Raw genomic sequence first — 22,974 nt, 5'->3', positions numbered from 1 at the left:
GCGCTATTTTCCCGGATTACGGCCCGGGGCAACGAAACGAAGGTTAAATAGACCTATGACGGCAAATTCAAAGTTCTTTGGTGCTGCTTCTGCGGTCGCTATGTCGGTAGCTATGGTTGCTGCCGGAACGTCAGCGATCTCATTTGCTACTGTGAGTGTTGCACAGGCAGCAGTCGTTAGTCGTATTGACGTTCGCGGTAACAAGCGGGTTGATGCATCGACAATTCGTGGCGCCATCGGCATTAAGCCTGGCAAGTCATTCACCAATGCTGATATTGATGCGGCTGTAAAAAGCCTTTTCAATATGGGCCTGTTCTCTGATGTTCGTATCAGCCAGTCGGGCGGTGCACTCGTTGTCACTGTTTCCGAGTTCTCGGTTGTTAACAACGTACTCTTCCAGGGTAACAAGAAGGTCAAAGATGCTGATCTCGGTCGTGCGGTAGAGCTGAAGGCGCGTAGCCCTTTTGATCCTGCGCAGATGGAATCAGATCGTCAGGCCATCATTCAGGCTTACCGTAATGTTGGCCGCAGCGACGCTGTTGTGAACGCCCGTACGGTTGATCTCGGTCAGGGTCGTGTAAACGTTGTTTATGAAATCACTGAAGGCGGCCGTACAAAAATCGCCAATATCGATTTCGTAGGTAATGAAGCTTTCGGTGGTCGTCGTCTGCGTGACGTGATCTCCACCAAGCGTACCAATCCATTGTCATGGCTGACACGCGGCGACATTTACAGCGAAGATCGTCTGCAGGCAGATGAAGAAGCGCTGCGTCGTTTCTACTACAACCGTGGTTATGCTGACTTCCGCGTGATTTCGTCCAATGCGGTTCTGGATCCTGCGACAAACGAATATACGATCACCTTCACTGTTGAAGAAGGTCAGCGTTATACATTCGGTGATGTTCAGGTTGAAAGCTCAATCGCTGGCGTTGATACAGAAGCGCTCGGCGGCATGCTGAAGACCCGCGCAGGTAAAGTTTATAGCGCCAACGACGTTGAAAAGTCGGTTGAAGCTGTAACTGAGCGCGTTGCCGGCAGCGGTTATGCTTTCGCTAAGGTTGAGCCACGCGGCGACCGTAACTTCGAAAACCGCACAATCTCGGTCGTTTATAACGTGGAAGAAGGTCCGCGCGCTTACGTGCAGCGTATCGAAATCCGCGGTAACGATAAGACCCGCGACTATGTTATCCGTCGTGAATTCGACATGAGTGAAGGCGATGCTTTCAATCAGGTTATGATTACACGCGCCAAGCGTCGTCTCGAAGCTCTGGACTTCTTCCAGACAGTTAATATCTCGACCGCTCAGGGTTCTGAGCCGGATCAGGTTGTGCTGATCGTTGACGTTGTTGAAAAACCTACAGGTGAATTCTCCATCGGTGCAGGTTATACATCGGGTGGTGAAACACCGGGTGCTTCGGTTGAAGGTTCGGTTGCAGAGCGCAACTTCCTCGGTCGTGGTCAGTATATCCGTATCGGTGCAGGTGCCGGTCAGGATGATGCGCGTAACTATTCGTTCTCGTTCACCGAGCCTTATTTCCTCGGTCAGCGCGTTTCTGCAGGCTTCGATATTTTCCGTAAGTCGTATCGCGTTAAAGATCAGTATGACGTAGAACAGACCGGTGGTACAATCCGTTTTGGTCTGCCGATTACCGACAATTTCGGTGCGAGCATCGGTTATAACCTGGTTCAGGAAAAGTATAAGCTCAAGAGCGAAGATATGGCGATCTACGCTCCGGCTTTGATTGAAGCTGCTGCACAGAGTCCATGGCTGCGTTCGTCGATTTCTTATGCTTTGACTTATAATACGATCGATAACCCGAACAATCCGCATGACGGTATCTATGTTCGCTTCGGTCAGGAATTTGCTGGTCTCGGCGGCGATGCCAAATTTATGAAGACAACTGCAAAAGCAAGCTATTACAAGACCTTGCTGCAGGAAGCTGATGTTGTTGGTGTGCTGACTGCCGGTGGTGGTTACATTCACTCCTTCACCGATGACGGTCTGCGTATCTTTGATATGTTCAAAGGTAACACTGATATGATCCGCGGCTTTAAATATAACGGTATCGGTGCCTATCAGGATTCTTCTGATGGTAGTGAACGTTACTGGCTCGGTGGTACAACTTACTTCAACGCCAGCGCTGAAGTTCAGTTCCCGATGCCGGTTGTTCCGGAAAGCCTTGGTATCCGTGGTGCGTTCTTCGCAGATGCTGCGACGCTCTATGGTAACAAGACTGAAGGTGCAATGGGAACCGGCAGTGCATTGCGAGCTTCGGCTGGTGTAAGTCTGATGTGGGCTTCTCCGTTCGGTCCGCTGCGCTTTGACTATGCTATTCCTATTAAGAAAGAAGATTCCGACAAAGTTCAGAACTTCAATTTTGGTATGTCGAGCAAGTTCTGATAAATTTGCTTTTTCCTGAGGCGTAATCTCTGCAAAGAAGATCCGCCTCAGGAGAGAAAGTATGTTGATGGCAGATCCTGTATTTTATACGCTGTCCTGTGCACTCAACGTCGCTGATATTGCTCAATTTACCGGTTCCGAATTGCTGACAAAGCAATATGCCGACCGGAAAATTGAGCATTTGGCGTCTTTGGATAATGCAACACCGGATTCTCTTGTTTTCCTTGAAGGTAAGAAAAACGAAGCTGCTCTGAGCTCGCTCAAAGCGGCCGCTGTGCTATGCGCAGAAGCGCAGGCATCATTGATTCCTGAGGGTGTTGCGATTCTGGTGAGTAAATCGCCGCAGCGGGATTTTGCTGCTGTTGGCCGTAAGCTTTATGCGCAGGCTGTGCATCCGCGCTCATTGCTGGGTGTTCCTGGTATTTCTGAAAATGCCACGATTCACCCGAGTGCCGAGATTGAAAGCGATGTTACGATTGAACCGGGCGCAGTCGTCGGTGCTGGTGTATCTATCGGTTCCGGTACAACAATCTGTGCGAATAGTGTAATTGGTGCGGGCTGTAAAATCGGCCGTGATTGTATCATCGCGCCGAATGTTTCCCTGACCTATGCGCTGATCGGTAATCGCGTTTATCTGCATCCGGGTGTCCGCATCGGGCAGGATGGTTTCGGTTATGTACCGGGGCCTGCAGGACTTGAAAAAGTGCCACAGCTTGGTCGCGTTATCATTCAGGATGGTGTGGAAATCGGTGCGAATACCACGATTGATCGCGGTTCACTGAGTGATACTGTGATCGGCGAGGGCACCAAGATCGATAATCTGGTGCATGTTGCACATAATGTAAAAATCGGGCGGCATTGTATTGTGGCCGGTCACTGCGGAATTTCCGGCAGTGTTACCATCGGCGACATGACAATGCTTGGCGGGCGTGTCGGCCTTGCAGATCACATCACAATCGGTTCGCGCGTGCAGATTGCTGCTGCGAGCGGTGTGATGAATGATATTCCCGATGGTGAGAGATGGGGTGGTCTGCCAGCCAGACCGCTGAAGCAGTGGTTCCGCGATATTGCGACGTTGCGCAGTATCGGACAGTCTAAAAAGGAGAAATCCTGATATGAGTGAGAATGTTGAGCAGAACAGCCTTGGTTCAGCAGATATTCAGAAGTTGCTGGCAGTTCTGCCGCATCGTTATCCGTTTCTTCTTATCGACCGTATTGTCGATATTGACGGTGATGATTCCGCGACCGGTATCAAAAATGTGACATTCAATGAACCACATTTTACTGGACATTTTCCTGCGACCCCTATTATGCCCGGTGTATTGATCATTGAAGCTATGGCGCAGACCGCCGGTGCGATTTCAATGCTCAAAATGGGCCTTGAAAATGCAGGAACCGTATTTTTGCTGACAATTGATAATGCAAAATTCCGTCGTCCTGTTGTTCCGGGTGATCGCATGTTGCTTCGCGTTAAAAAAGTGAAGCAACGCGGAAATATTTCAAGATTTGCATGTGTCGCTGAAGTTGACGGCGTTAAAGTTGCCGAAGCGGATGTATCTGCAATGACTGGTGCGTAAGCAGACAGTCTGTTACAGGCGATCTTGCAAACAAATACATTAATTTTCAAAGTCCGGTTCGGGCTTTGATATAACTGAAGAAAAAGCGTGATTTGAATGCGTGAAACCTCTATTCACCCGACAGCCTGCGTTGAACCGGGCGCCAAACTTGGTCAGGGTGTTTCTGTCGGCGCTTTCTGCCATGTTCAGGCAGGCGCAGAGATTGGTGATAACAGCGAGCTGATGAGCCATGTTGTTGTCACGGGGTTTACGACACTTGGTGAAAACGCCAAAGTTTTCCCGCACGCTATTCTCGGTTGCGAACCGCAAAACGGTAAGCATAAAGGTGGCCACACCAAGCTGCTGGTCGGCAAAAATGCGATGATCCGCGAAGGCGTAACCATGCATCGTGGTTCCGATACCAGCCGCGGCTATACCAATGTCGGCGATAATTCCACATTTCTTGCTTATGCCCATGTCGCCCATGATTGCGATGTCGGTAATCACGTAACTTTTGCGAATAATGTGATGATCGGCGGCCATTGTGAAATCGGCGATCATGCAATTCTCGGCGGCGGTGCTGCTGTGCACCAGTTCGTCCGCGTCGGGCATCATGCTTTTGTTGGCGGTATGGCGGCTGTTGTGCAGGATGTTATTCCGTTCGGCATGGCTATTGGCGTTCATGCGCATCTCGGCGGTCTCAACATCATCGGCATGAAACGGTCCGGTCTGGAACGTAAAGAAATCCATGCTGTGCGCCGTGCAACACGTATGTTGTTTGATCGTACAAAACCGGTGAAAGAGCGCGTGGAAGACGTGCGTATTGAGTTTGCAGATTCACCGGCAGTGGGCGATCTGATTGCTTTCATCACAGCCGATGCCAAGCGCAGCTCGTTTACGACACCGCTTCTGCATGGTAAGCACGGTCATATTGAAGACCATTCATAATATGACGAAAAGCGCTGTTTCTGTCCGAGCCGTAGATGCTGAAGCCAGAACCGCTATTATTGCCGGTAACGGGCTTTTGCCGCAAGTTGTGGCAGAGGCTCTTGAAAAGAAAGGCAATCCGCCCTTTGTCATTTGTCTGAAGGGCGAGGCGGACGAAAGTCTCAAACGGTTCGACCATGAAACTGTTTCAGTGGTGGAATTCACCCGCCTGATTAAGGCGCTGAAACAAGCCGGTGCGAAGAATGTTATTCTGGCGGGCGGTGTCCGCCAACGCCCGCATTTAAGCGATATACGTTTGGATATGACAACCATCCGTGCACTGCCACGGGTGTTTAAAGCATTGGGCAAAGGCGATGATGCTTTGCTCCGTGCTTTTATCGGACTTTTGGAATCCTACGGCTTTCATATGGTCGGCGCGCATCAGATTGTGCCCGATATTCTGGCACCGGCAGCATCCGTGCTGACTGCGGTTAAGCCGGATAAAAAAGAACAGCATAATATTGATCTTGCACGCGAAGCAGCTTTCATATTGGGCAAGCTGGATGTCGGGCAGGGTGCCATTGCTGCCGGCGGTCGTGTTGTGGCGCTGGAGGGTGCTGAAGGTACCGACAATATGATTGAGCGTGTGCGCCAGCTGCGTCAGGAAGGCCGCATCCCGCGTCAGGGCGGAGTGCTGGTTAAATGCGCAAAACCTGCACAGGATGAGCGGGCAGATCTGCCGACGATCGGCATTGATACGGTGACCAATATTGCAGCTGCAGGGCTTGCAGGGATTGCTATCGAGGCTGGCCGTACTGTGATGTTGTCCTATCACGACACGGTTCAATCCGCCGATGCGCAGGGCTTGTTTATTGTTACTTTCGACAGTCCGCGCGAATAATTTTTCAAAACTTGTATAGCTCTGCCGCTGTTCAGCTACTATGCTGCAGCTCTTGCAACCGAAGCACTTTCGTTTAATCGGGCGTTTAATCGGGCGTTCAATCGGGTGCGAGCCGGAGCATTTCACAGTCAAGTTGAGTCAACTTGACTGCTGTGACAATGCGACCAGATAAAGAGATAATACGGTTCCAATGATTTTGCTCTGACCGGAACCACTTTAATCCAAAGGATGCCGGTTTGAATATGAGTGAAAAACTTCCGTTGAAAATTGCTGTTGTGGCCGGTGAGGAATCCGGAGACCTGCTTGGGGCGGATCTCGTGGATGCGCTGCGTACGAAAACGGATCGCCTGATCAGCCTTGTGGGCGTTGGCGGCACACATTTACAACAGCGCGGATTGCAGAGCCTGTTTGATCCTGATGAGATTGCCCTGATGGGTATTGGAGCAGTGCTGGCACGTTTGCCGAAACTGATTATGCGGATCAGTCAGACAGCCAAAGCGATTGTGGCTGAAAAACCGGATTGCCTGCTGATTATTGACAGTCCGGATTTCACTCACCGCGTGGCGAAAAAGGTGCGTCAGGCCGATCCGTCGATACCGATCATCAAATATATTGCCCCGACTGTCTGGGCATGGCGTCCGCAGCGTGCCAAGGAAATGCGCAAATATATTGACCATGTGCTGACGGTTCTGCCTTTTGAAGTAGAGGTCATGCAGCGTCTGTCCGGCCCTAAATCGACTTATGTAGGCCATCGGCTGAGCAGCTACCAGCCATTGCTGGATGTGGCTAAAGCGCGGAAAAACCGCAAAGCACCGGCAGAAGATGCCGAGAAAACCATTCTGCTTTTGCCGGGTTCCCGCCGGTCTGAAATACAGGCTTTGCTCAAAGAATTTGGCACAACACTGCAATTGCTGAATGAACGCAACGGTACTGTGCATGCAATTCTGCCCACACCGGAACGCCATGAAGCCTATGTGCAGAACCTGACGAAAGACTGGCCGGTTAAGCCGGTTATTGTCACCGGTGAGGCTGCGAAATGGGATGCCTTTGCCAAGGCCGATGCGGCATTGGCTGCTTCCGGTACTGTGTCGCTTGAACTGGCGCTGACCAAAATTCCGGCAGTGATTACCTACAAGGCCGATCTCTTCAGCAGATTATTCATTACGCGGCTGATAACCATCTGGAGCGCATCACTGCCGAATATTATTGATGATACGCCGGTCATTCCTGAGTTCTTTAACGAGTTTGTCCGTGCAGGCATGCTGTGCCGTCAGATTGAGCGTTTGCTTGAAGACGGTTTGGTACGGCAGGCACAGATCGATGGTTTCGAGCGGATTATCGCTAAAATGCATACGGATAAGCCTGCCGGTGAAATGGGGGCTGATGTGCTGCTGGAGCTTCTATCAAACAACAACTGATCTGATTTGTTCGACCAATTAAAAAGCCTGCCTCTGAGATCAGAGGCAGGCTTTTTGTTTTCTGTATGTCTTATCTTTTAAAGCATGTCGCGGAAAAGTGGGTACCGGTTTTCCGATAACGACATGCGTAAAAACAAGAAGATAGAGCGAGTGTAGTGGCTATGATTAAACGCGACACGCTCTATCGGATAAGGTGGACAGTGATCCGGCGCTCAATCCATTCAATGATATTGCGCAGCACCTCTACAATCGCCAGATAAATGATTGCCGCCCACAGATAGGTCTGGAAATCAAATGTACGGGAATAGGCGCGGCGGGTTTCGCCCATCAGGTCATATACCGTGATGATCGCAACAATGGCGGAGCCTTTAATCATCAGAATGATTTCATTGCCGTAAGGACGCAGAGCAACAATCAGTGCCTGAGGCAGGATGATCTTGCGGAATGTCTGAAACTTAGACAGGCCGAGCGCATGCGCACCTTCCCACTGGCCTTTAGGCACGCTGAGGATTGCGCCACGCAGAATTTCAGCCTGATAGGCGGCTGTATTCAGTGTAAATGCCAGAACCGCGCAATACCATGCTTCGCGGAAAAAGCCCCAGAGCCCGATAGTTTCCAAAAACGGGCGGAAGGTTCCCAGACCGTAATAGATCAGGAAGATCTGCGCCAGCAATGGTGTGCCACGGAAGAAATACACATAGGCATAGGCGATGCCGCCCAGAATACGGTTGTCCGACATGCGGGCAAGCGCAACCGGTAGTGACAGCAAAGCGCCAAGCACAATCGACAGCGCAACCAGAATAAGAGTAGTTTTCAGACCGTTCCAGTAACGTGGCGCATAGGTTTCAACCAGATCAATCTGCCATGAATTATACAGATAGATTGCAAGACCGGCGAATAGCGCAAGCCAGATAGCAACCAGTATATGGCCGGTAATGCGTGCGCCTGTCCACGGACGAGGCGGCTCAGCAGGGCGGAAAACGCGATCAGTTTGCATATTGCTTATTGTTGTCATTGACGCACCACGCTTGCTGCCGGCTGTTTGCGGCTGCCTTCAGCCCATTTTTCAATGCGGGCGATAAAGTAAGAAGAGATAATTGCAAGTGCCAGATAGATCAGGCAGGCCACGCCGTAGAACAGGAACGGTTCTTTGGTGACGCGCGCAGCAACCGAAGTCTGACGCAGAATATCTGTCAGGCTGATAACCGATACCAGCGATGTATCTTTGAGCAGAACCATCCAGAGATTGGCGAGACCCGGCAGAGCAATCTTAATCAGCTGCGGGAAGATAATCTTGCGCATGGTCTGAAAATTGGTGAGGCCGATGGCGAAAGCGCCCTCATACTGGCCTTTCGGTATGGCGCGAAACGCGGACAGGAACACTTCACTGGAATAGGAAGAGAAAACAAAGCCCAGAGCAATCATACCAGCGGCAAAGGCATTGACCTCTACCGAACCCTGAAAGCCGATCAGCGCAAAAACCTTCTGAACTGCAAGAGAGCCGCCGAAATACACCAGAAACAGTGTGAGCAGCTCAGGCAGTCCGCGGAATATCGTTGTATAAATATTGGAAGCAAGGCGCAGCGATGGCTCAGCCGATTGCTTTCCTAAAGCCACAAGGAAACCGAGTAACAAACCGATTGGCAAAGTGGCAAGCGCCAGCAAAACGGTCGTCAACAGCCCCCATGCTATGCTCAGCCCCCATCCGTCCGGACCAAAGCCAATTAACACAGCATATTTTTCCATTTAGTCTATCCCTGTGAGGACGGGTGGCAAATCCGGTTTGTCACCCGTCAAGATCAGTTTATTAAAATACCGGCCAGACGGATCTGACCGGTTTCTTCGGAATTATTCGCCGTAAATATCGAAATCAAAATATTTGTCGTTGATTTCTTTGTATTTACCGTTGTCACGGATGGCGAGAATAGCTGTGTTGAATTTCTCAACCAGTTCTTCACGACCTTTTTTGATGGCAACGCCAACACCCGGACCGTGAATTTCAAGATTCGCCTTCACTGGACCGACCAGTTTGCAGCAGGCACCTTCCGGTGTCTTGAGCCAGTCAATCAGCGATACGATATTGTCGTTCACAGCATCAACACGACCGGCAACCATATCCATACGCGCTTCATCCGAGCTGCCGTAATTGTTAATGGTGCTGTCGGAATAGGTTTGTTCAGAAAACACAGCATGAACAGTTGAGGACTGTACGCCGACTGTTTTGCCTGCGAGGTCTTCTTTTGTTGTGCCTTTGATATCAGAATCTTTTGGCACGGCGATTGCTGCAGCAGGATTGTAATATTTATTGCTGAAATCGACCTGTTCTTTACGGGCCGGAGTGATCGACATGGAGGAGATCACAACATCAAGCTTGCCGGACTGAAGGGCGGGGATCATACCATCCCAGTCCTGCACAATGATTTGACATTTGGCTTTTAATTCTTCGCAAAGTGCGTTGGCGATGTCGATTTCAAAGCCTGCAACCGTGCCGTCAGCCTTGACGAAATTGTAGGGAGGATAGGCGCCTTCCGAACCGACTTTCAGTGTAAGCTGCTCTTGAGCATGCGCGGATGCGGTCAGTGCTGCAACGGCAGTGATTGTCACCACACCGGCAGTTGCCAGCCCGCGCAGAGCTTTGCTGAAACGACGGTTTGCTCCCGTAATTTTATTCATTCTTCTGATACCCCCATAAGTCCCATTGTAAGAAGCATTGTTGTTTTTTTCTTCTCTTCGCTGGCGTTTTTTTAGCGCATTTTCTTTGCGAAGAAAAATTTGTTAACGGCGATATTCCCATCATTCCGGCGTTAAAGGCAAGTATCAAAAATCATGTTTTGCCTGCACACAGAAAAATAAAGCGCTGGACATGGTTTAAATCACTCTTATCTGCAGGTAATCAGACGGTATTCTTGATATAAAATATTAAAAATCAACATATTATGGTGATAATTTAATATTGTGGATTTCAAAAATTTCTTTCTTCTCTATCAGTCGCGCACCCGCAAAACACTCGCATTTACGACATGCAGGTGACGGCTTTCAGATGATTATGCATAGGTTGATGTGGTTTTTGCATTAAATCGGGATCAATGGCAGCAAACATAAAAAAGCTGCATCACAAGGATGCAGCCTTAAGAGAGTTTCAGCCGGTAAACCCGACGATATTAGTCTGTTTCCGCGCCATAAGCGTCGAATTCAAAGTATTTGTCGTTGATTTCTTTATATTTGCCGTTCGCACGAATAGCTTTAATCGCATCGTTGAATTTGGCGATCAGCTCAGGATTGCCTTTTTTGAAGGCTACGCCTGCGCCCGGACCATGAATTTCCAGAACCGGAGCCCATGTGCCAACCATCTTACAGCAAGCACCGTCTTCAGTTTTCAGCCACTGGGACAGGGTCACGCTGTCATCGCTTGCGGCATCAAGACGACCATTGGCCAGATCAAGACGATATTCTTCCGCAGTCGGATAGGCTTTGATGGTGCTGTCCGTGAAGGTTTTTTCTGCGTAATTGGCATGGGTTGTGGAGATCTGTACGCCGATGGTTTTACCGGCCAGATCTTCTTTGGTTGTACCTTTGATGTCGGTATCTTTCGGAGCAGCAAGACCCGGAGGGGTGTTATAATATTTGTTGCTGAAATCAACCTGCTTCTTACGCTCATCGGTGATGGACATGGAAGCGATGAAAGCATCAAATTTACCGGCCTGCAGGCTCGGAATAGCGCCATCCCATTCAATGGTGATGAACTTGCATTCAGCCTTCATTTCTTCGCAGAGCGCGCGGCCGATATCCACGTCAAAACCGGACAGCTCGCCGGAAGCGCTGATGAAGTTAAACGGAGGATAGGCACCTTCAGTTGCAATTGTCAGCTTCAAAGGTTCCTGTGCCTGTACTGCTGTGGCAGTCAGGGAAACTGCACCGGTCATGACCATGGCAGACAGCGCGGTTCCGATAATTTTCTTGTAATTTTTCATGTACTTTTCACCCGTTTAACCCATCCAAAAGTTGCAATCATAATGTCAGAACTACAAAGCCGGTTTATTCTAATCGGTTTATTTTTTGCCGGATTCTGACGTAATAATTGTTCGCTGGATATTCCCACCATTTTTGCGAGAAAGGCAAGGGTAAAAAAGCGTTTTAAAACAATGTGAGCAAATGTGAAAATTACTGCTCAGCAGTTCATAGGTGAGTTTGAATTTAATTTTTAAATTTATGATTTTAAATCAGTATATTGTTGTGATGAATTAATATTTTAATTTCATCATTTTCACCGGTTCTCAAACCTTGTTTTCCGGTTTCAGTTTTTCAATCCGCAGTAGTTTTCAACAAAATCGCTGACGGCTGCAATATTATTCAGGTCCAGAACCGGTACGCTCTGATCTCTCAAACCCTCATCAGTGGCGATGGCCACGATCGAATATTGCTCTGCATTGAGGGGGATTTGAGTCGGACTGTCTTTGCGCCGGACTTCAATTTTTGGATGTTTATCGTTCTTGTAGCCCTCAACCAGTATCAGGTCGCAGGGCGCCATACGGCTGACAATTTCCTCAAGCGCAGGCTCCTGAGCATCGCGCAATTCATGCATCAATGCCCAGCGATTGAAAGAGACAATGGCAACCTCAGCCGCTCCGGCTTGACGGTGGCGATAGGAATCCGTTCCCACTGTATCAATGTCAAAACTGTGATGGGCATGTTTGATTGTTGAGATTTTATAGCCGCGTTTGGTCAGTTCGCGCACCACACATTCCGCAAGTGTGGTTTTGCCGGAGTTTTTCCATCCGGTGATGCCGAAGATTTTCTGAGTCATGATTCACGCTCCTGCCAGCCGCTCATATCCTGCAATTGCCAGGCTGATCTGGCCAGCGCCAGTTCCGTTTGTGTGTTGATGTTAAAAAACGGATCAAGACCACTGATTTTATCAGTTTCGCTGAAATCTGCATAGGCAACAGTGTGATTATTCGCGAAAACGCGAATGCTGCGTCTTTTGGTTTCCGAGAGCCAGTTTTCCAATGAGGCAGCAATATTGGCAGGCCACAGTGCAAAGGTCGGATGCGCACCAAAATCCGAACGGGCGAATATAATCGTGTCATCCATGGGGGAAGCTGCGTCAGTCAGAGCCTGCGCAAAGCGTTGCAACAAATCGGGTGGGAAGAACGGTGTATCCGCAGCCACACTCATCACATGGCTGCAACCAAGCTGGGTTGCATAATGACAACCGGCGAGAATACCGGCCAGCGGGCCGCTGTTAAGCCATTTCCCGTCATTGATGATCGGATAGCCGAAACTTGCGAAAAAGGCAGGATCGCTATTGGCGCTGAGAATGATCTGATCGGTTTGCGGCTTCAGACGCGCGCATACCTGATGGAGAATAGTGTGATCTCCGAGCGGGCGCAGGGATTTGTCGCCGCCACCGAGACGCTGGCTGCTGCCGCCTGCCAGAATGAGCCCCAAAACATTTTTACCTGTCAGCACTTGTTTGCCGGTAGATATGATCGGGACAGACATGACTGACGCACCTTTGATTGAAAAGCCGGATTTCAGGGAGAAATGCTGCTACCGGCATTTTGCCGCCGCAACTGCCTGCGCATCCGGTAGCCCGTAATTGCTTCACGATAAAGCATATAGCAACCGCTGGCGACCACGATTGCAGAGCCGATCAGCGTATTCTGATCCGGTATCTGATTGAATACAATATAGCTCAGCGCGATTGCCCAAAGCAGGCTGGTATAGCGAAACGGCGACGCAAAGGACATGTCACCGGCACGGGTGGCAAGGATAATGCAGTGATAGCCGATGATGAGCAGCACAGCAGCAATGCTGACATGGATAATATCTGTCGTCGTCGGCTGAACCCAGCCGGTATCCGTCTGCATGATAATGAAACCGGTAATGGTAATCATAATCGAAGTCATGGCAGAAATCAGAATAGTCGGGATTTGCATATTGATGCGGCGGGTAGAGAGATCGCGCATGGCAGTAAAGCAAACACCAACAAGCAGCAGCAGGGCATAGGCATTCATGCCGGTACCGTCGCCGTCGCCACCGGGGCGGATGATAATCAATACGCCAATAAAGCCGATGCCAATTGACAACCAGCGCCGCCAGCCGACTTTCTCACCGAGAAACAGCACTGCGCCCAGCGTTACCGCCAGCGGCACTGCCTGATAGACCGATGAGACAAATGCGAGGGACAGATGTGTGAGTCCCACCAGATAAAAGGTCGTCGCGCCGACTTCACCAAAGCCGCGCAGGATGGTGACTTTGTCCAATGCATCGCGCCAGCGGCTGAGCACACCTTGCCTTGCGGCAATAAAGGCCAGCAGGAGAATGCATAATAATCCGCGCATAAACATGAATTGCCCGAGATTGAGCGTCTGCGTGGAATATTTGGTCAGAGCATCGCCGATGGCGAAAACACCCATGCCGAGCATCATATAAAGACTGGAGCGGATATTAGCTGAAAGTGCCACGGTCATATTCCTGCAGGAAAAGCTGAAGAGCTTTTCATTTAGAGCATCGTCCTGCGCAAAAGGCTCACGCACTTTTGCCGGAAATGCTTTTATGCAGGACTTATAACAAGTATTTATGCGACATGGTCACCCGTTTGCGTCATGCACAGCAAAATAATGATATAAAAATCAAGATAATGCCAGTTTATGATCCGGATTAGGCCATGTGCACATCGCATGGTCGCGGGCGTTAAATGAGTGCACTTAACGCTGATGCGCTTTAGCCGCCGGTGACACTCATATGGCGCGAGACTGCAGGGCGGTTATGCCGCCGGTCGATGATGAAGTCATGGCCTTTTGGCTTGCGCAAAATTGCATTGTCGATTGCTTCCGACAGCAGCGCATTATCAGCACTTGCCCGCAGTGGTTCACGCAGGTCGGCCGCATCTTCCTGACCAAGGCACATATAAAGCGTGCCGGTGCAGGTGATGCGCACGCGGTTGCAGTTTTCGCAGAAATTATGAGTCATCGGCGTAATAAAGCCGAGGCGGCCGCCGGTTTCCGAAATCTGCACATAACGGGCAGGGCCGCCAGTCTGATAAGGAATGTCGGTCATGGTGAACTGACGGGCAAGTGAAGCGCGCAGCATGGAGAGCGGCAAATATTGATCAGTGCGGTCGAGATCAATCTCGCCCATCGGCATGGTTTCAATCAGTGTCATATCCATGCCGCGGCCATGCGCCCAGCGCAGCATGTCCGGAACCTCATGATCGTTAAAACCTTTGAGAGCCACGGCATTGAGCTTAATATGAATGCCTGCTTTTTGCGCGGCATCAATACCACGCAGAACCTGCGCCAGATCACCCCAGCGGGTAATTGTCTTGAACTTTTCCGCATCCAGCGTGTCGAGCGAGACATTGATGCGTTTGATACCGCAGGCGGCAAGCTCCTCTGCGTAGCGGGAGAGCTGCGAACCATTGGTGGTCAAAGTCAGCTCATCAAGCGCACCGGCTTCAATATGGCGCGACAGACTGCCGATGAGGTGCATGATATTTTTACGCACCAGCGGCTCACCACCGGTGAGGCGGATTTTGCGCACGCCTTTATCAATAAAAGTTGAACAAAGGCGGTCGAGTTCTTCCAGCGATAACAGGTCTTTCTTCGGCAGAAAGGTCATATGTTCAGCCATGCAATAGGTGCAGCGGAAATCACAGCGATCAGTTACAGAAACGCGCAAATAGGTAATTGCCCGTCCGAACGGGTCAATCATAGGTGCTACCGGCGTTGTTTTTTGGGCATTCAGTGCTGTTACGTCCATATTACCTGTATATCGGCTTCTTCAGTCATCGCTTCTATATAAGAGAGATAAGTTCAACATATGGTGCTGTCCAGTACCATTATGTCACGCAGGCTCTTGCCCGTCAGTGTTTCTGATATTACCACGTAAGGCAGACGTGAATATGGTGGATCATTCAATGAGCGATATCTGGCCGGAAGAGTTGCGGGTTTCTCAAGACCGCAAAACCCTGTCTGTGACATTCAATAACGGACATAATTATTCATTTCCGGCGGAGATGCTGCGTGTCTTGTCGCCGTCAGCGGAAGTGCAGGGACATTCGCCCGAGCAGCGTGTGACTGTGCCGGGCAAGATCAATGTTGGTATTATGAAGATTGATCCGGTCGGCAATTATGCGGTGCGCATCACTTTCGATGATATGCATGATACCGGCCTGTTCACATGGATTTATCTGCATCAACTTGGTGAAGAGTATGAAACCCGCTGGCAAGGCTATCTCGATGAGCTGAAAGAGAAAAATCTCAGCCGCGAACCGAAGTTTCATTAAAGCAGTTTCAGAAAAAGTGGTCGCCGGTTTTTCGTTCGAAACTGCGTAATTCTAAAAGCAAGAAAGCCGGAGTTTCCTCCGGCTTTCTTTTTGGTTTTATGAAAGATTGAGTTCTTTGAAGAAGTCATTGCCCTTGTCGTCAATGACGATGAAGGCAGGGAAATCTTCAACTTCAATACGCCAGATGGCTTCCATGCCGAGCTCGGCATATTCAACCACTTCGACTTTCTTGATGCAGTCCTGAGCCAGACGTGCGGCCGGGCCGCCGATAGAGCCGAGATAGAAGCCGCCATGTTTACCGCAAGCATCGCGTACCTGACGGGAACGGTTGCCTTTGGCCAGCATCACCATGGAACCGCCGAAAGACTGGAACTGATCCACATAGGAATCCATACGACCGGCTGTTGTAGGGCCGAATGAGCCTGAAGCGTAACCGGTTGGGGTCTTGGCAGGGCCTGCATAATAAATCGGATGATTTTTGAAATAATCCGGCATGCTGTCGCCGTTTTCCAGACGCTCGCGGATTTTCGCATGTGCCAGATCACGTGCAACGATGATGGAGCCGGTCAGCGACAGGCGGGTTTTAACCGGATGCTGCGACAGGGTCTTGAGAATCTCTTCCATTGGCTGGTTGAGGTCGATTTTCACCACGCTGTCAGAGAGCTTGGCTTCATCAATGTCAGGCATATATTTCGCCGGATTGGTTTCCAGCTGCTCAAGGAAGATACCGTCTTTGGTGATCTTGCCTTTTGCCTGACGGTCGGCCGAGCAGGAAACGCCCAGACCAATCGGCAGCGATGCGCCGTGACGAGGCAGGCGGATAACGCGAACATCATGGCAGAAATATTTGCCGCCAAACTGTGCACCCACGCCCAGAGACTGGGTGAGCTTATGGATTTCCTGTTCCATTTCCAGATCGCGGAACGCATGTCCGTCTTCGGAGCCTTTGGTCGGCAGGCTGTCGAGATAGCGGGTGGAGGCGAGCTTAACAGTCTTGAGATTCTGTTCTGCCGAGGTGCCGCCGATCACAATCGCCAGATGGTATGGCGGGCAGGCTGATGTACCAAGCGTCAGGATTTTCTCTTTGAGAAACTCGATCATGCGGTCATGAGTCAGCAGGGATGGTGTGCCCTGAAACAGGAATGTCTTATTGGCTGAGCCGCCGCCTTTGGCGACAAACAGGAATTTATAGGCGTCTTCGCCTTCCTGATAAATGTCGATCTGGGCAGGCAGGTTGTTCTTGGTGTTCTGCTCTTTGAACATTTCCAGCGGTGCCAGCTGGGAATAGCGCAGGTTCTTTTTGAAATAGGCATCCATCACGCCGGAACCCAGCGCGCTCTCATCGCCGCCTTCAGTCCAGACGCGACGGCCTTTTTTACCCATAATGATCGCGGTGCCGGTATCCTGACACATCGGCAGCACGCCGCCAGCGGCAATATTCGCGTTTTTCAGAAGATCATAGGCAACAAAACGGTCATTATCGGTTGCTTCCGGATCTTCCATAATATTGCTGAGCTGCTGCAGATGACCCGGACGCAGCAGATGGTTGATGTCGGCAAAAGCAGCTTCGGCCAGCAGACGCAGGCCTTCCTGTTCAACAGTCAGGATTTCCTGACCTTTGAATGTATCGACCGAGACATAATCAGATGTCAGTTTGCGATAGGGGGTTGTGTCCTCACCAAGCGGAAACATTCCGGTATTTACTTGCTCAGCCATATATCACCTTGTTCGCCGGTTTTGCCGCTGAGGTTTCAGCAGGCAGCCGGTCAGACGTAAGTTATCAGATGACGGGCTTTTAACGCTTGTGGCCGCTATTGCCACTGCGGCAGATTGATCTTTTTCTAAGTTTTGACGGGAGAAGGGGCTTTGTCCGCTAAAATTATATTTATTGTTAAAAGTTTCTAAATCACAATGGCACACACTATTGGGAATGAATCATTGCGGTGCCGGATCATTTCACCGTCCACTGCCTGCATAGCTTGTTTTGCTCGAGAACTGACGGACAGATATGACACTTTCGCTGAAATCCTTTCCCCTGATCGTAAGTTCTTCCATGCGCAATGCATTTTTTACAACGGCTATCACCGCTGTTACCGGTATTTCTGTGCTGGCTCCGGTGCAGTCAGCCAATGCAGCCAGCAATCTGATGGATTTGTTCCGTGAGAAACGTGAGGCGCGTGAAATGCAGCGCCAGCAAATACAGCAACCTGTTCAGCAGGTGCCGCAAGCCACGGGCGCAGCACGCACTGCCAAGCCTGCCGGTGCCGCGCAGCCTGCCAAAACCGCAACTGCGCCTGTTAAGACTGTTGCGGTCAAAGGCCCGCAGATTTACGATTACAAGCCTGAAAAGCTGGTAAAGGTAGATTTTACCGCAGTTGATATGCAGCTGACCGCAGCCATTTCTGAGGATGAGGGTGGCTTACTGCCGTCTGAACTTTATGCTGAAGCGGCGGATTTTATCAGTACTCTGCCGCAGCGTGCCGATGGGCTGATTAATCCGGTTGCCAAAAAGACCACGGCGCAAACAGACACAGCTCAGGTGACTGCTGTTCTGGATGCGATGAAAGCCACGGATGTTAAGGCTGAGCAGTCTGTTGCAGAGGCAATTGTGTCCTTCTATGCAACCGAGCAGGCATTGCTATGGTCTGACGGGTTGAATGTTTCTTCCCGCGCTGAAGATGTGTTGGCGCTGTTTGAACGGGCAGAAGAAGACGGGCTGGTTCCTGCAGAATATGCAGTGAAAGTGCCTGATCTGGCCTTTGACGCTGCGCAAAAAGATCAGCGCATTCGTGAAATGGCAGCATTTGAAATCAATCTGACCGCACGGGCATTGCGCTATGCGCTGGATGCCGGCGAGGGGCGGGTGATTGCCAATCGCCTGAGCGGTTTCCATGATCTGCCGCGCAATCGCATCAAGCCGGAACTGGTGCTGAAAGCACTGGCTGCGGATGCTGAACCTGCGGAAACATTGGCCGCTTTCAATCCGCAAAACAGCTATTATCAGAAGCTGAAAGCGCAGCTGGCTTCGATGAAGCCGGAAACAAAAAACACTGTTCGTATTGCAGCGGATACGCTGATTAAGCCGGGTCAGGACAATGCGGAACTGCCTAAAATTCTGGCGCTGATCGTACAAAAAGCACCGGCCGGTTATCTGAATAGCTATCAGGAGATGTTTGGCCGTCACAAAGACGGGACACTTTATGATCCTGAGCTGGTGGCTGCGGTTAAAGATTATCAGAAACTGATGGGAAAAACGCCGGATGGTGTGATTGGTCGCGCGACCATCGCAGGCTTGCAGGGCGAAACATCTTCGGTCAAACGCGAGCGTATTCTCTATGCAATGGAGCGTCTGCGCTGGCTGCCGCGTGATTTCGGTCAGCGCTATGTCTTCGTCAACCAGCCTGCCTATCGTGCGCAATATTTCGATCAGGGCAAAGAACAACTGGCAATGGATGTGGTGATCGGTTCACCGCGCAACCAGACGCATTTCTTCTATGACACAATCAGCACCGTGGTATTTAACCCGTCATGGGGCGTGCCGCGTTCTATTGTAATGAATGAAATGATGCCGCGTATTCTGGCTGATTCCGGCTATCTTGACCGCAATAATTATGAAGTGATTGCCGGTGGCAAGCGCGTGGCTTCATCCTCGGTCAACTGGTCTGTGGTTGCGCAAGGTAAAGCACATGTTGGTGTGCGCCAGAAGCCGGGCCCGAATAATGCGCTGGGTGAATTGAAAATTTTGTTCCCGAACAGCCACGATATCTATTTGCATGACACACCGTCAAAAGCAGCGTTCAAGCGCGATATGCGGGCGATCAGTCATGGCTGTATCCGTCTGGCCGATCCGCGTGCCATGGCTTCTGCCGTGATGAGTACCGGTGAGGAAAATCTGACCAAATATTTCGGCAAAAATGAGCGCGGCATTAAAGTGCCGTCCGGTGTGCCGATTTACCTGACCTATTTCACCGCATGGCCGGATGAGGCGAGCGGTAAAATCCGTTATTATGACGATGTTTATGCGCGTGATGAAGGTCTGGCAAAGGCTTTCCAGAAAACGGAACAGAGTCGGGTAGCGGCAATGTAAATGTAAAAAAAAGGAGCAGTTCATTTGCTCCTTTTTTATTTTGTGGGCGGGATTTTTGCCGCTGTCGCAAACTCTTCACTTTAATATCGTTTGAAAATCCGGAAATTAACATCTGATTGGCCGAAGCCCTTTGCGTCCGGCAATCTGATTGGTTATCAATAGCGCGAAATTTCTGTAATACCATTTCGGCTGATGAGGGCGGCATGGTATTGGCTCTACCGGTTTGTTTTACGCATTGTCTTTACGCAAAACCGCTTCGTCATTTTGCCGGACATGCTTTATGGAAGGATACTCCCAATGACAGCGATCATCGATATTGTCGGTCGTGAAATTCTCGACAGCCGCGGCAATCCGACTGTTGAAGTTGACGTGACACTGGAAGACGGTTCTTTTGGCCGTGCGGCTGTACCAAGCGGTGCATCAACCGGCGCTCACGAAGCAGTTGAACTGCGTGATGGCGGTACCCGTTATCTGGGTAAAGGCGTTGAACAGGCCGTTGAAGCCGTGAATGGTGCGATTTTTGATGCGCTGGCCGGTCATGAAGCGGAATATCAGATCGAAATCGACCAGACCATGATTGATCTGGACGGTACGCCAAATAAAAGCCGCCTCGGCGCCAATGCAATTCTCGGCGTTTCCCTCGCGGTTGCCAAAGCTGCTGCACAGGCTTCCGGTCAGCCGCTGTATCGCTATGTTGGCGGTGCCAATGCCCATATCCTGCCGGTGCCGATGATGAATATCATCAATGGCGGCGCACATGCGGACAATCCGATTGATTTTCAGGAATTCATGATTCTGCCGGTCGGCGCATCCAGCTTGCGTGAAGCTGTGCGTTACGGTGCGGAAGTGTTCCACACACTGAAATCCCGCCTGAAAGCTGCCGGTCACAATACCAATGTCGGTGACGAGGGCGGTTTCGCTCCTAACCTGCTGAGTGCGGAAGCAGCTTTGGATTTCGTTATGGAATCAATTGCTAAAGCCGGTTTCAAGCCAGGTGAAGAAATTGCAATCGGTCTGGATTGCGCCGCGACTGAATTTTTCAAAGGCGGTAACTACGTCTATGAAGGCGAGGGCGTAACCCGCACACCGCAGCAGCAGGCAGAATATCTGGCCAAGCTGGCCGCAGACTATCCGATCATCAGCATTGAAGACGGTATGTCGGAAGATGATTGGGCAGGCTGGAAAACCCTCACCGATCTGACAGGCAAGAAAACCCAGCTCGTTGGCGATGATCTGTTCGTAACCAATTCCGCACGTTTGCGTGATGGTATCAAAATGGGCGTTGCCAATTCCATTCTGGTTAAAGTCAACCAGATCGGTACGCTGTCTGAAACCATGGATGCCGTGGAAACCGCTCATAAGAACGGCTACACCGCTGTGATGTCGCACCGCTCGGGCGAAACAGAAGATTCCACCATTGCGGATCTCGCTGTTGCCACCAATTGCGGCCAGATCAAAACCGGCTCGCTGGCACGTTCAGACCGGTTGGCAAAATACAACCAGCTGATCCGTATTGAAGAAGAGCTCGGCACACAGGCACGTTATGCCGGTCGTTCGGCTTTTAAAGGTCTGTAAGATCCTGTTTTGAGATAAATTAAGGAGAGGCCTGCATAAAAATGCAGGCCTTTTTTGTATTCGAGCGCCGTGTGCCCGATTGGGCGCACAAAGGTCGCTCGAACACTTTAAAATGAGAGCATAATTTTAACTTGAATTGATTCAGATTTAAAAAATTATGCTCTAAGTGCAGCTTTTCTCTGCTTCCGTAAGTCTCTGTTAAGGCTAATATGCTTTAAATAAATATCGGGTGGAATTTATCGTGTGTTGATAATTCCAGTCCTTATTTACGGGCAGATATCCGCGTATCGGATGCGTATTGCTCCAGAGGTGTGAGTATGTGGACAAAACAAAAGCGTAAAAGCATTAAAGGCCGTCTGATTGTGCCGGTTCTGGCTACGGCTTTTTTGTCCTATTTTGGTTTTCATGCTTATAATGGTGCCTATGGTATCTATTCCAAGGAACAATTGCTGGCGCAAACCGTTTCGCTCAATAAGCAGCTGACTGATTTGACAGAGCAGAGAGAGTCTCTGGAGCGACAGGTTTTGCAGCTTCGTGACGGTTCAATTGATAAGGATATTCTGGATGAGCAGGCGCGCCGCGCATTGAATCTGTCTCATGCGGATGAGGTTACAATTATTGTCGATCGCGGCAAAAAGACCAATTAACTGAATTGCAGTTAATTGGATGTTTTCTTATTATTTTCAATAACTTAAATAGTGCAAAATTAGCTGTTTAGACATATTGTAAGTTTGGCTGATGAGGTTTATTCTGCGCCCACCATAACAGGGAGCAAAATATGGCACCTAGGGCACAAAAAACTGCTGCGGGTAAATCGCAGGCAGCTCTGTCTAACACTCTCAAGGCACCCCAGCCTAACCAGTTCACCAAAGAAGAAGATCTTCACGCTTACCGTGAGATGCTGCTGATCCGTCGCTTCGAAGAAAAAGCCGGTCAGCTCTATGGTATGGGTTTCATCGGCGGTTTCTGTCACCTTTACATTGGTCAGGAAGCTGTTGTTGTCGGCATGCAGAAAGCCATGCAGGAAGGCGATCAGGTTATCACTGCCTATCGCGACCACGGTCACATGCTCGCAGCCGGTATGAGCGCGCGCGGCGTGATGGCTGAGCTGACCGGTCGTCGCGGCGGCTTGTCGAAAGGCAAGGGCGGCTCGATGCATATGTTCTCGAAAGAGAAGCATTTCTACGGCGGTCACGGTATTGTTGGTGCGCAGGTGTCGCTCGGTACCGGTCTGGCTTTTGCAAACCGCTATCGCGGTAATGACAGCGTTTCCATCACCTATTTCGGTGACGGCGCTGCCAACCAGGGTCAGGTTTACGAAAGCTTCAACATGGCATCGCTGTGGAAGCTGCCTGTTGTATTTGTAATCGAAAACAACCGCTATGCGATGGGTACTGCTGTAACCCGCGCTTCGGCTGAAACCGATTTCTCCCGTCGCGGTCTGTCCTTCAATATTCCTGGTATTCAGGTTGACGGTATGGATGTGCGTGCTGTGAACGCCGCCAGTGAAGAAGCACTGGAATGGGCACGTTCCGGCAAGGGTCCGATCATTCTCGAAATGCAGACCTATCGTTACCGTGGTCACTCGATGTCCGATCCTGCGAAATACCGCAGCAAGGATGAAGTGCAGAAAATGCGCTCCGAGCATGATCCGATCGAGCAGGTTAAATACCGCATGATGGATAATGGCTGGTTCTCGGAAGATGACCTGAAGGCGATTGATAAGGAAGTTCGTGACATTGTTGCTGATTCAGCAGACTTTGCACAGAATGATCCGGAGCCGGATGCATCTGAACTCTACACTGATATTCTGCTGTAA

20 protein-coding genes are annotated in these 22,974 nt (G+C 50.3%); 11 read left to right on the top strand and 9 right to left on the bottom strand.

The features are described from left to right. Positions 1-55: 55 nt before the first annotated feature. From bamA to lpxB, 6 genes are all read left to right on the top strand, one after another. Positions 56-2,401: an outer membrane protein assembly factor BamA gene (gene bamA, locus F7P81_RS09140; RefSeq protein WP_151159256.1), complete on the top strand. Its 2,346-nt coding sequence runs from the start codon at positions 56-58 to the stop codon at positions 2,399-2,401. A 67-nt stretch (positions 2,402-2,468) separates the two neighbouring features. Further along, entirely contained in the window at positions 2,469-3,515 is a 1,047-nt protein-coding gene (lpxD, locus tag F7P81_RS09135) for a UDP-3-O-(3-hydroxymyristoyl)glucosamine N-acyltransferase (protein WP_033316251.1), read from the top strand. A 1-nt stretch (position 3,516) separates the two neighbouring features. Further along, complete coding sequence (fabZ, locus tag F7P81_RS09130; RefSeq protein WP_022712388.1) at positions 3,517-3,978, top strand: 3-hydroxyacyl-ACP dehydratase FabZ; 462 nt, start codon at positions 3,517-3,519, stop codon at positions 3,976-3,978. Positions 3,979-4,074: 96 nt separating this feature from the next. Beyond that, positions 4,075-4,905, top strand: coding sequence for an acyl-ACP--UDP-N-acetylglucosamine O-acyltransferase (lpxA, locus tag F7P81_RS09125; RefSeq protein ID WP_022712387.1), 831 nt, complete (start codon positions 4,075-4,077; stop codon positions 4,903-4,905). A gap of 1 nt (position 4,906) precedes the next feature. Then, positions 4,907-5,785 (top strand): LpxI family protein, encoded by an 879-nt coding sequence (locus tag F7P81_RS09120; protein WP_028233983.1) that lies wholly within the window; start codon positions 4,907-4,909, stop codon positions 5,783-5,785. A gap of 242 nt (positions 5,786-6,027) precedes the next feature. Continuing rightward, positions 6,028-7,203 carry a lipid-A-disaccharide synthase gene (gene lpxB / locus F7P81_RS09115; RefSeq protein WP_151159255.1) on the top strand — a complete coding sequence of 392 codons (1,176 nt, stop codon included), beginning with the start codon at positions 6,028-6,030 and terminating at the stop codon, positions 7,201-7,203. 181 nt (positions 7,204-7,384) lie between these two features. On the opposite strand, the gene F7P81_RS09110 is transcribed toward lpxB, so the two are convergent. From F7P81_RS09110 to moaA, 8 genes are all read right to left on the bottom strand, one after another. After that, positions 7,385-8,200 (bottom strand): ABC transporter permease, encoded by an 816-nt coding sequence (locus F7P81_RS09110; protein WP_245257358.1) that lies wholly within the window; start codon positions 8,198-8,200, stop codon positions 7,385-7,387. A 14-nt stretch (positions 8,201-8,214) separates the two neighbouring features. Then, positions 8,215-8,949: an ABC transporter permease gene (locus F7P81_RS09105; protein ID WP_022712383.1), complete on the bottom strand. Its 735-nt coding sequence runs from the start codon at positions 8,947-8,949 to the stop codon at positions 8,215-8,217. Positions 8,950-9,051: 102 nt separating this feature from the next. Next, a complete protein-coding gene (locus F7P81_RS09100) occupies positions 9,052-9,834 on the bottom strand; it encodes a transporter substrate-binding domain-containing protein (RefSeq protein ID WP_374828081.1) in 783 nt (260 codons plus the stop codon). A gap of 530 nt (positions 9,835-10,364) precedes the next feature. Next, on the bottom strand, positions 10,365-11,174 hold the full coding sequence (locus F7P81_RS09095) for an ABC transporter substrate-binding protein (protein ID WP_022712381.1): 810 nt from the start codon (positions 11,172-11,174) through the stop codon (positions 10,365-10,367). A gap of 323 nt (positions 11,175-11,497) precedes the next feature. Continuing rightward, positions 11,498-12,007, bottom strand: a complete 510-nt coding sequence (mobB, locus tag F7P81_RS09090) for a molybdopterin-guanine dinucleotide biosynthesis protein B (protein WP_022712380.1) — start codon at positions 12,005-12,007, stop codon at positions 11,498-11,500. After that, a complete protein-coding gene (gene mobA / locus F7P81_RS09085; protein WP_151159253.1) occupies positions 12,004-12,705 on the bottom strand; it encodes a molybdenum cofactor guanylyltransferase MobA in 702 nt (233 codons plus the stop codon). The genes mobB and mobA overlap by 4 nt, the downstream gene beginning before the upstream one ends. 32 nt (positions 12,706-12,737) lie before the next feature. Further along, on the bottom strand, positions 12,738-13,670 hold the full coding sequence (locus F7P81_RS09080; protein WP_151159252.1) for a DMT family transporter: 933 nt from the start codon (positions 13,668-13,670) through the stop codon (positions 12,738-12,740). Positions 13,671-13,929: 259 nt separating this feature from the next. Further along, positions 13,930-14,967 carry a GTP 3',8-cyclase MoaA gene (moaA, locus tag F7P81_RS09075; RefSeq protein WP_151159251.1) on the bottom strand — a complete coding sequence of 346 codons (1,038 nt, stop codon included), beginning with the start codon at positions 14,965-14,967 and terminating at the stop codon, positions 13,930-13,932. A 157-nt stretch (positions 14,968-15,124) separates the two neighbouring features. On the opposite strand from moaA, the gene F7P81_RS09070 reads away from it, so the two are divergent. Beyond that, positions 15,125-15,493 carry a gamma-butyrobetaine hydroxylase family protein gene (locus F7P81_RS09070; RefSeq protein ID WP_028233980.1) on the top strand — a complete coding sequence of 123 codons (369 nt, stop codon included), beginning with the start codon at positions 15,125-15,127 and terminating at the stop codon, positions 15,491-15,493. 96 nt (positions 15,494-15,589) lie between these two features. Here the strand turns inward: F7P81_RS09070 and F7P81_RS09065 are convergent, their stop codons facing one another. Then, positions 15,590-17,209 (bottom strand): fumarate hydratase, encoded by a 1,620-nt coding sequence (locus tag F7P81_RS09065; protein WP_151159250.1) that lies wholly within the window; start codon positions 17,207-17,209, stop codon positions 15,590-15,592. A 292-nt stretch (positions 17,210-17,501) separates the two neighbouring features. Between F7P81_RS09065 and F7P81_RS09060 the strand changes: the two genes are divergently transcribed. The 4 genes from F7P81_RS09060 to pdhA all read left to right on the top strand — a co-directional run bounded on the left by F7P81_RS09060 (position 17,502) and on the right by pdhA (position 22,974). After that, positions 17,502-19,580 (top strand): L,D-transpeptidase family protein, encoded by a 2,079-nt coding sequence (locus tag F7P81_RS09060; RefSeq protein ID WP_246176078.1) that lies wholly within the window; start codon positions 17,502-17,504, stop codon positions 19,578-19,580. Positions 19,581-19,877: 297 nt separating this feature from the next. Then, positions 19,878-21,155, top strand: coding sequence for a phosphopyruvate hydratase (gene eno, locus F7P81_RS09055; protein ID WP_122092151.1), 1,278 nt, complete (start codon positions 19,878-19,880; stop codon positions 21,153-21,155). A gap of 317 nt (positions 21,156-21,472) precedes the next feature. After that, positions 21,473-21,802: an FtsB family cell division protein gene (locus F7P81_RS09050; protein WP_022712372.1), complete on the top strand. Its 330-nt coding sequence runs from the start codon at positions 21,473-21,475 to the stop codon at positions 21,800-21,802. A gap of 131 nt (positions 21,803-21,933) precedes the next feature. Then, a complete protein-coding gene (pdhA, locus tag F7P81_RS09045; RefSeq protein ID WP_022712371.1) occupies positions 21,934-22,974 on the top strand; it encodes a pyruvate dehydrogenase (acetyl-transferring) E1 component subunit alpha in 1,041 nt (346 codons plus the stop codon).

The organism is Pseudochrobactrum saccharolyticum, assembly GCF_008801715.1.
GTDB lineage: Bacteria > Pseudomonadota > Alphaproteobacteria > Rhizobiales > Rhizobiaceae > Pseudochrobactrum > Pseudochrobactrum saccharolyticum.
The sequence above is the reverse complement of the archived record's forward strand: the minus strand, read 5'-3'. Positions and strand labels throughout refer to the sequence as shown.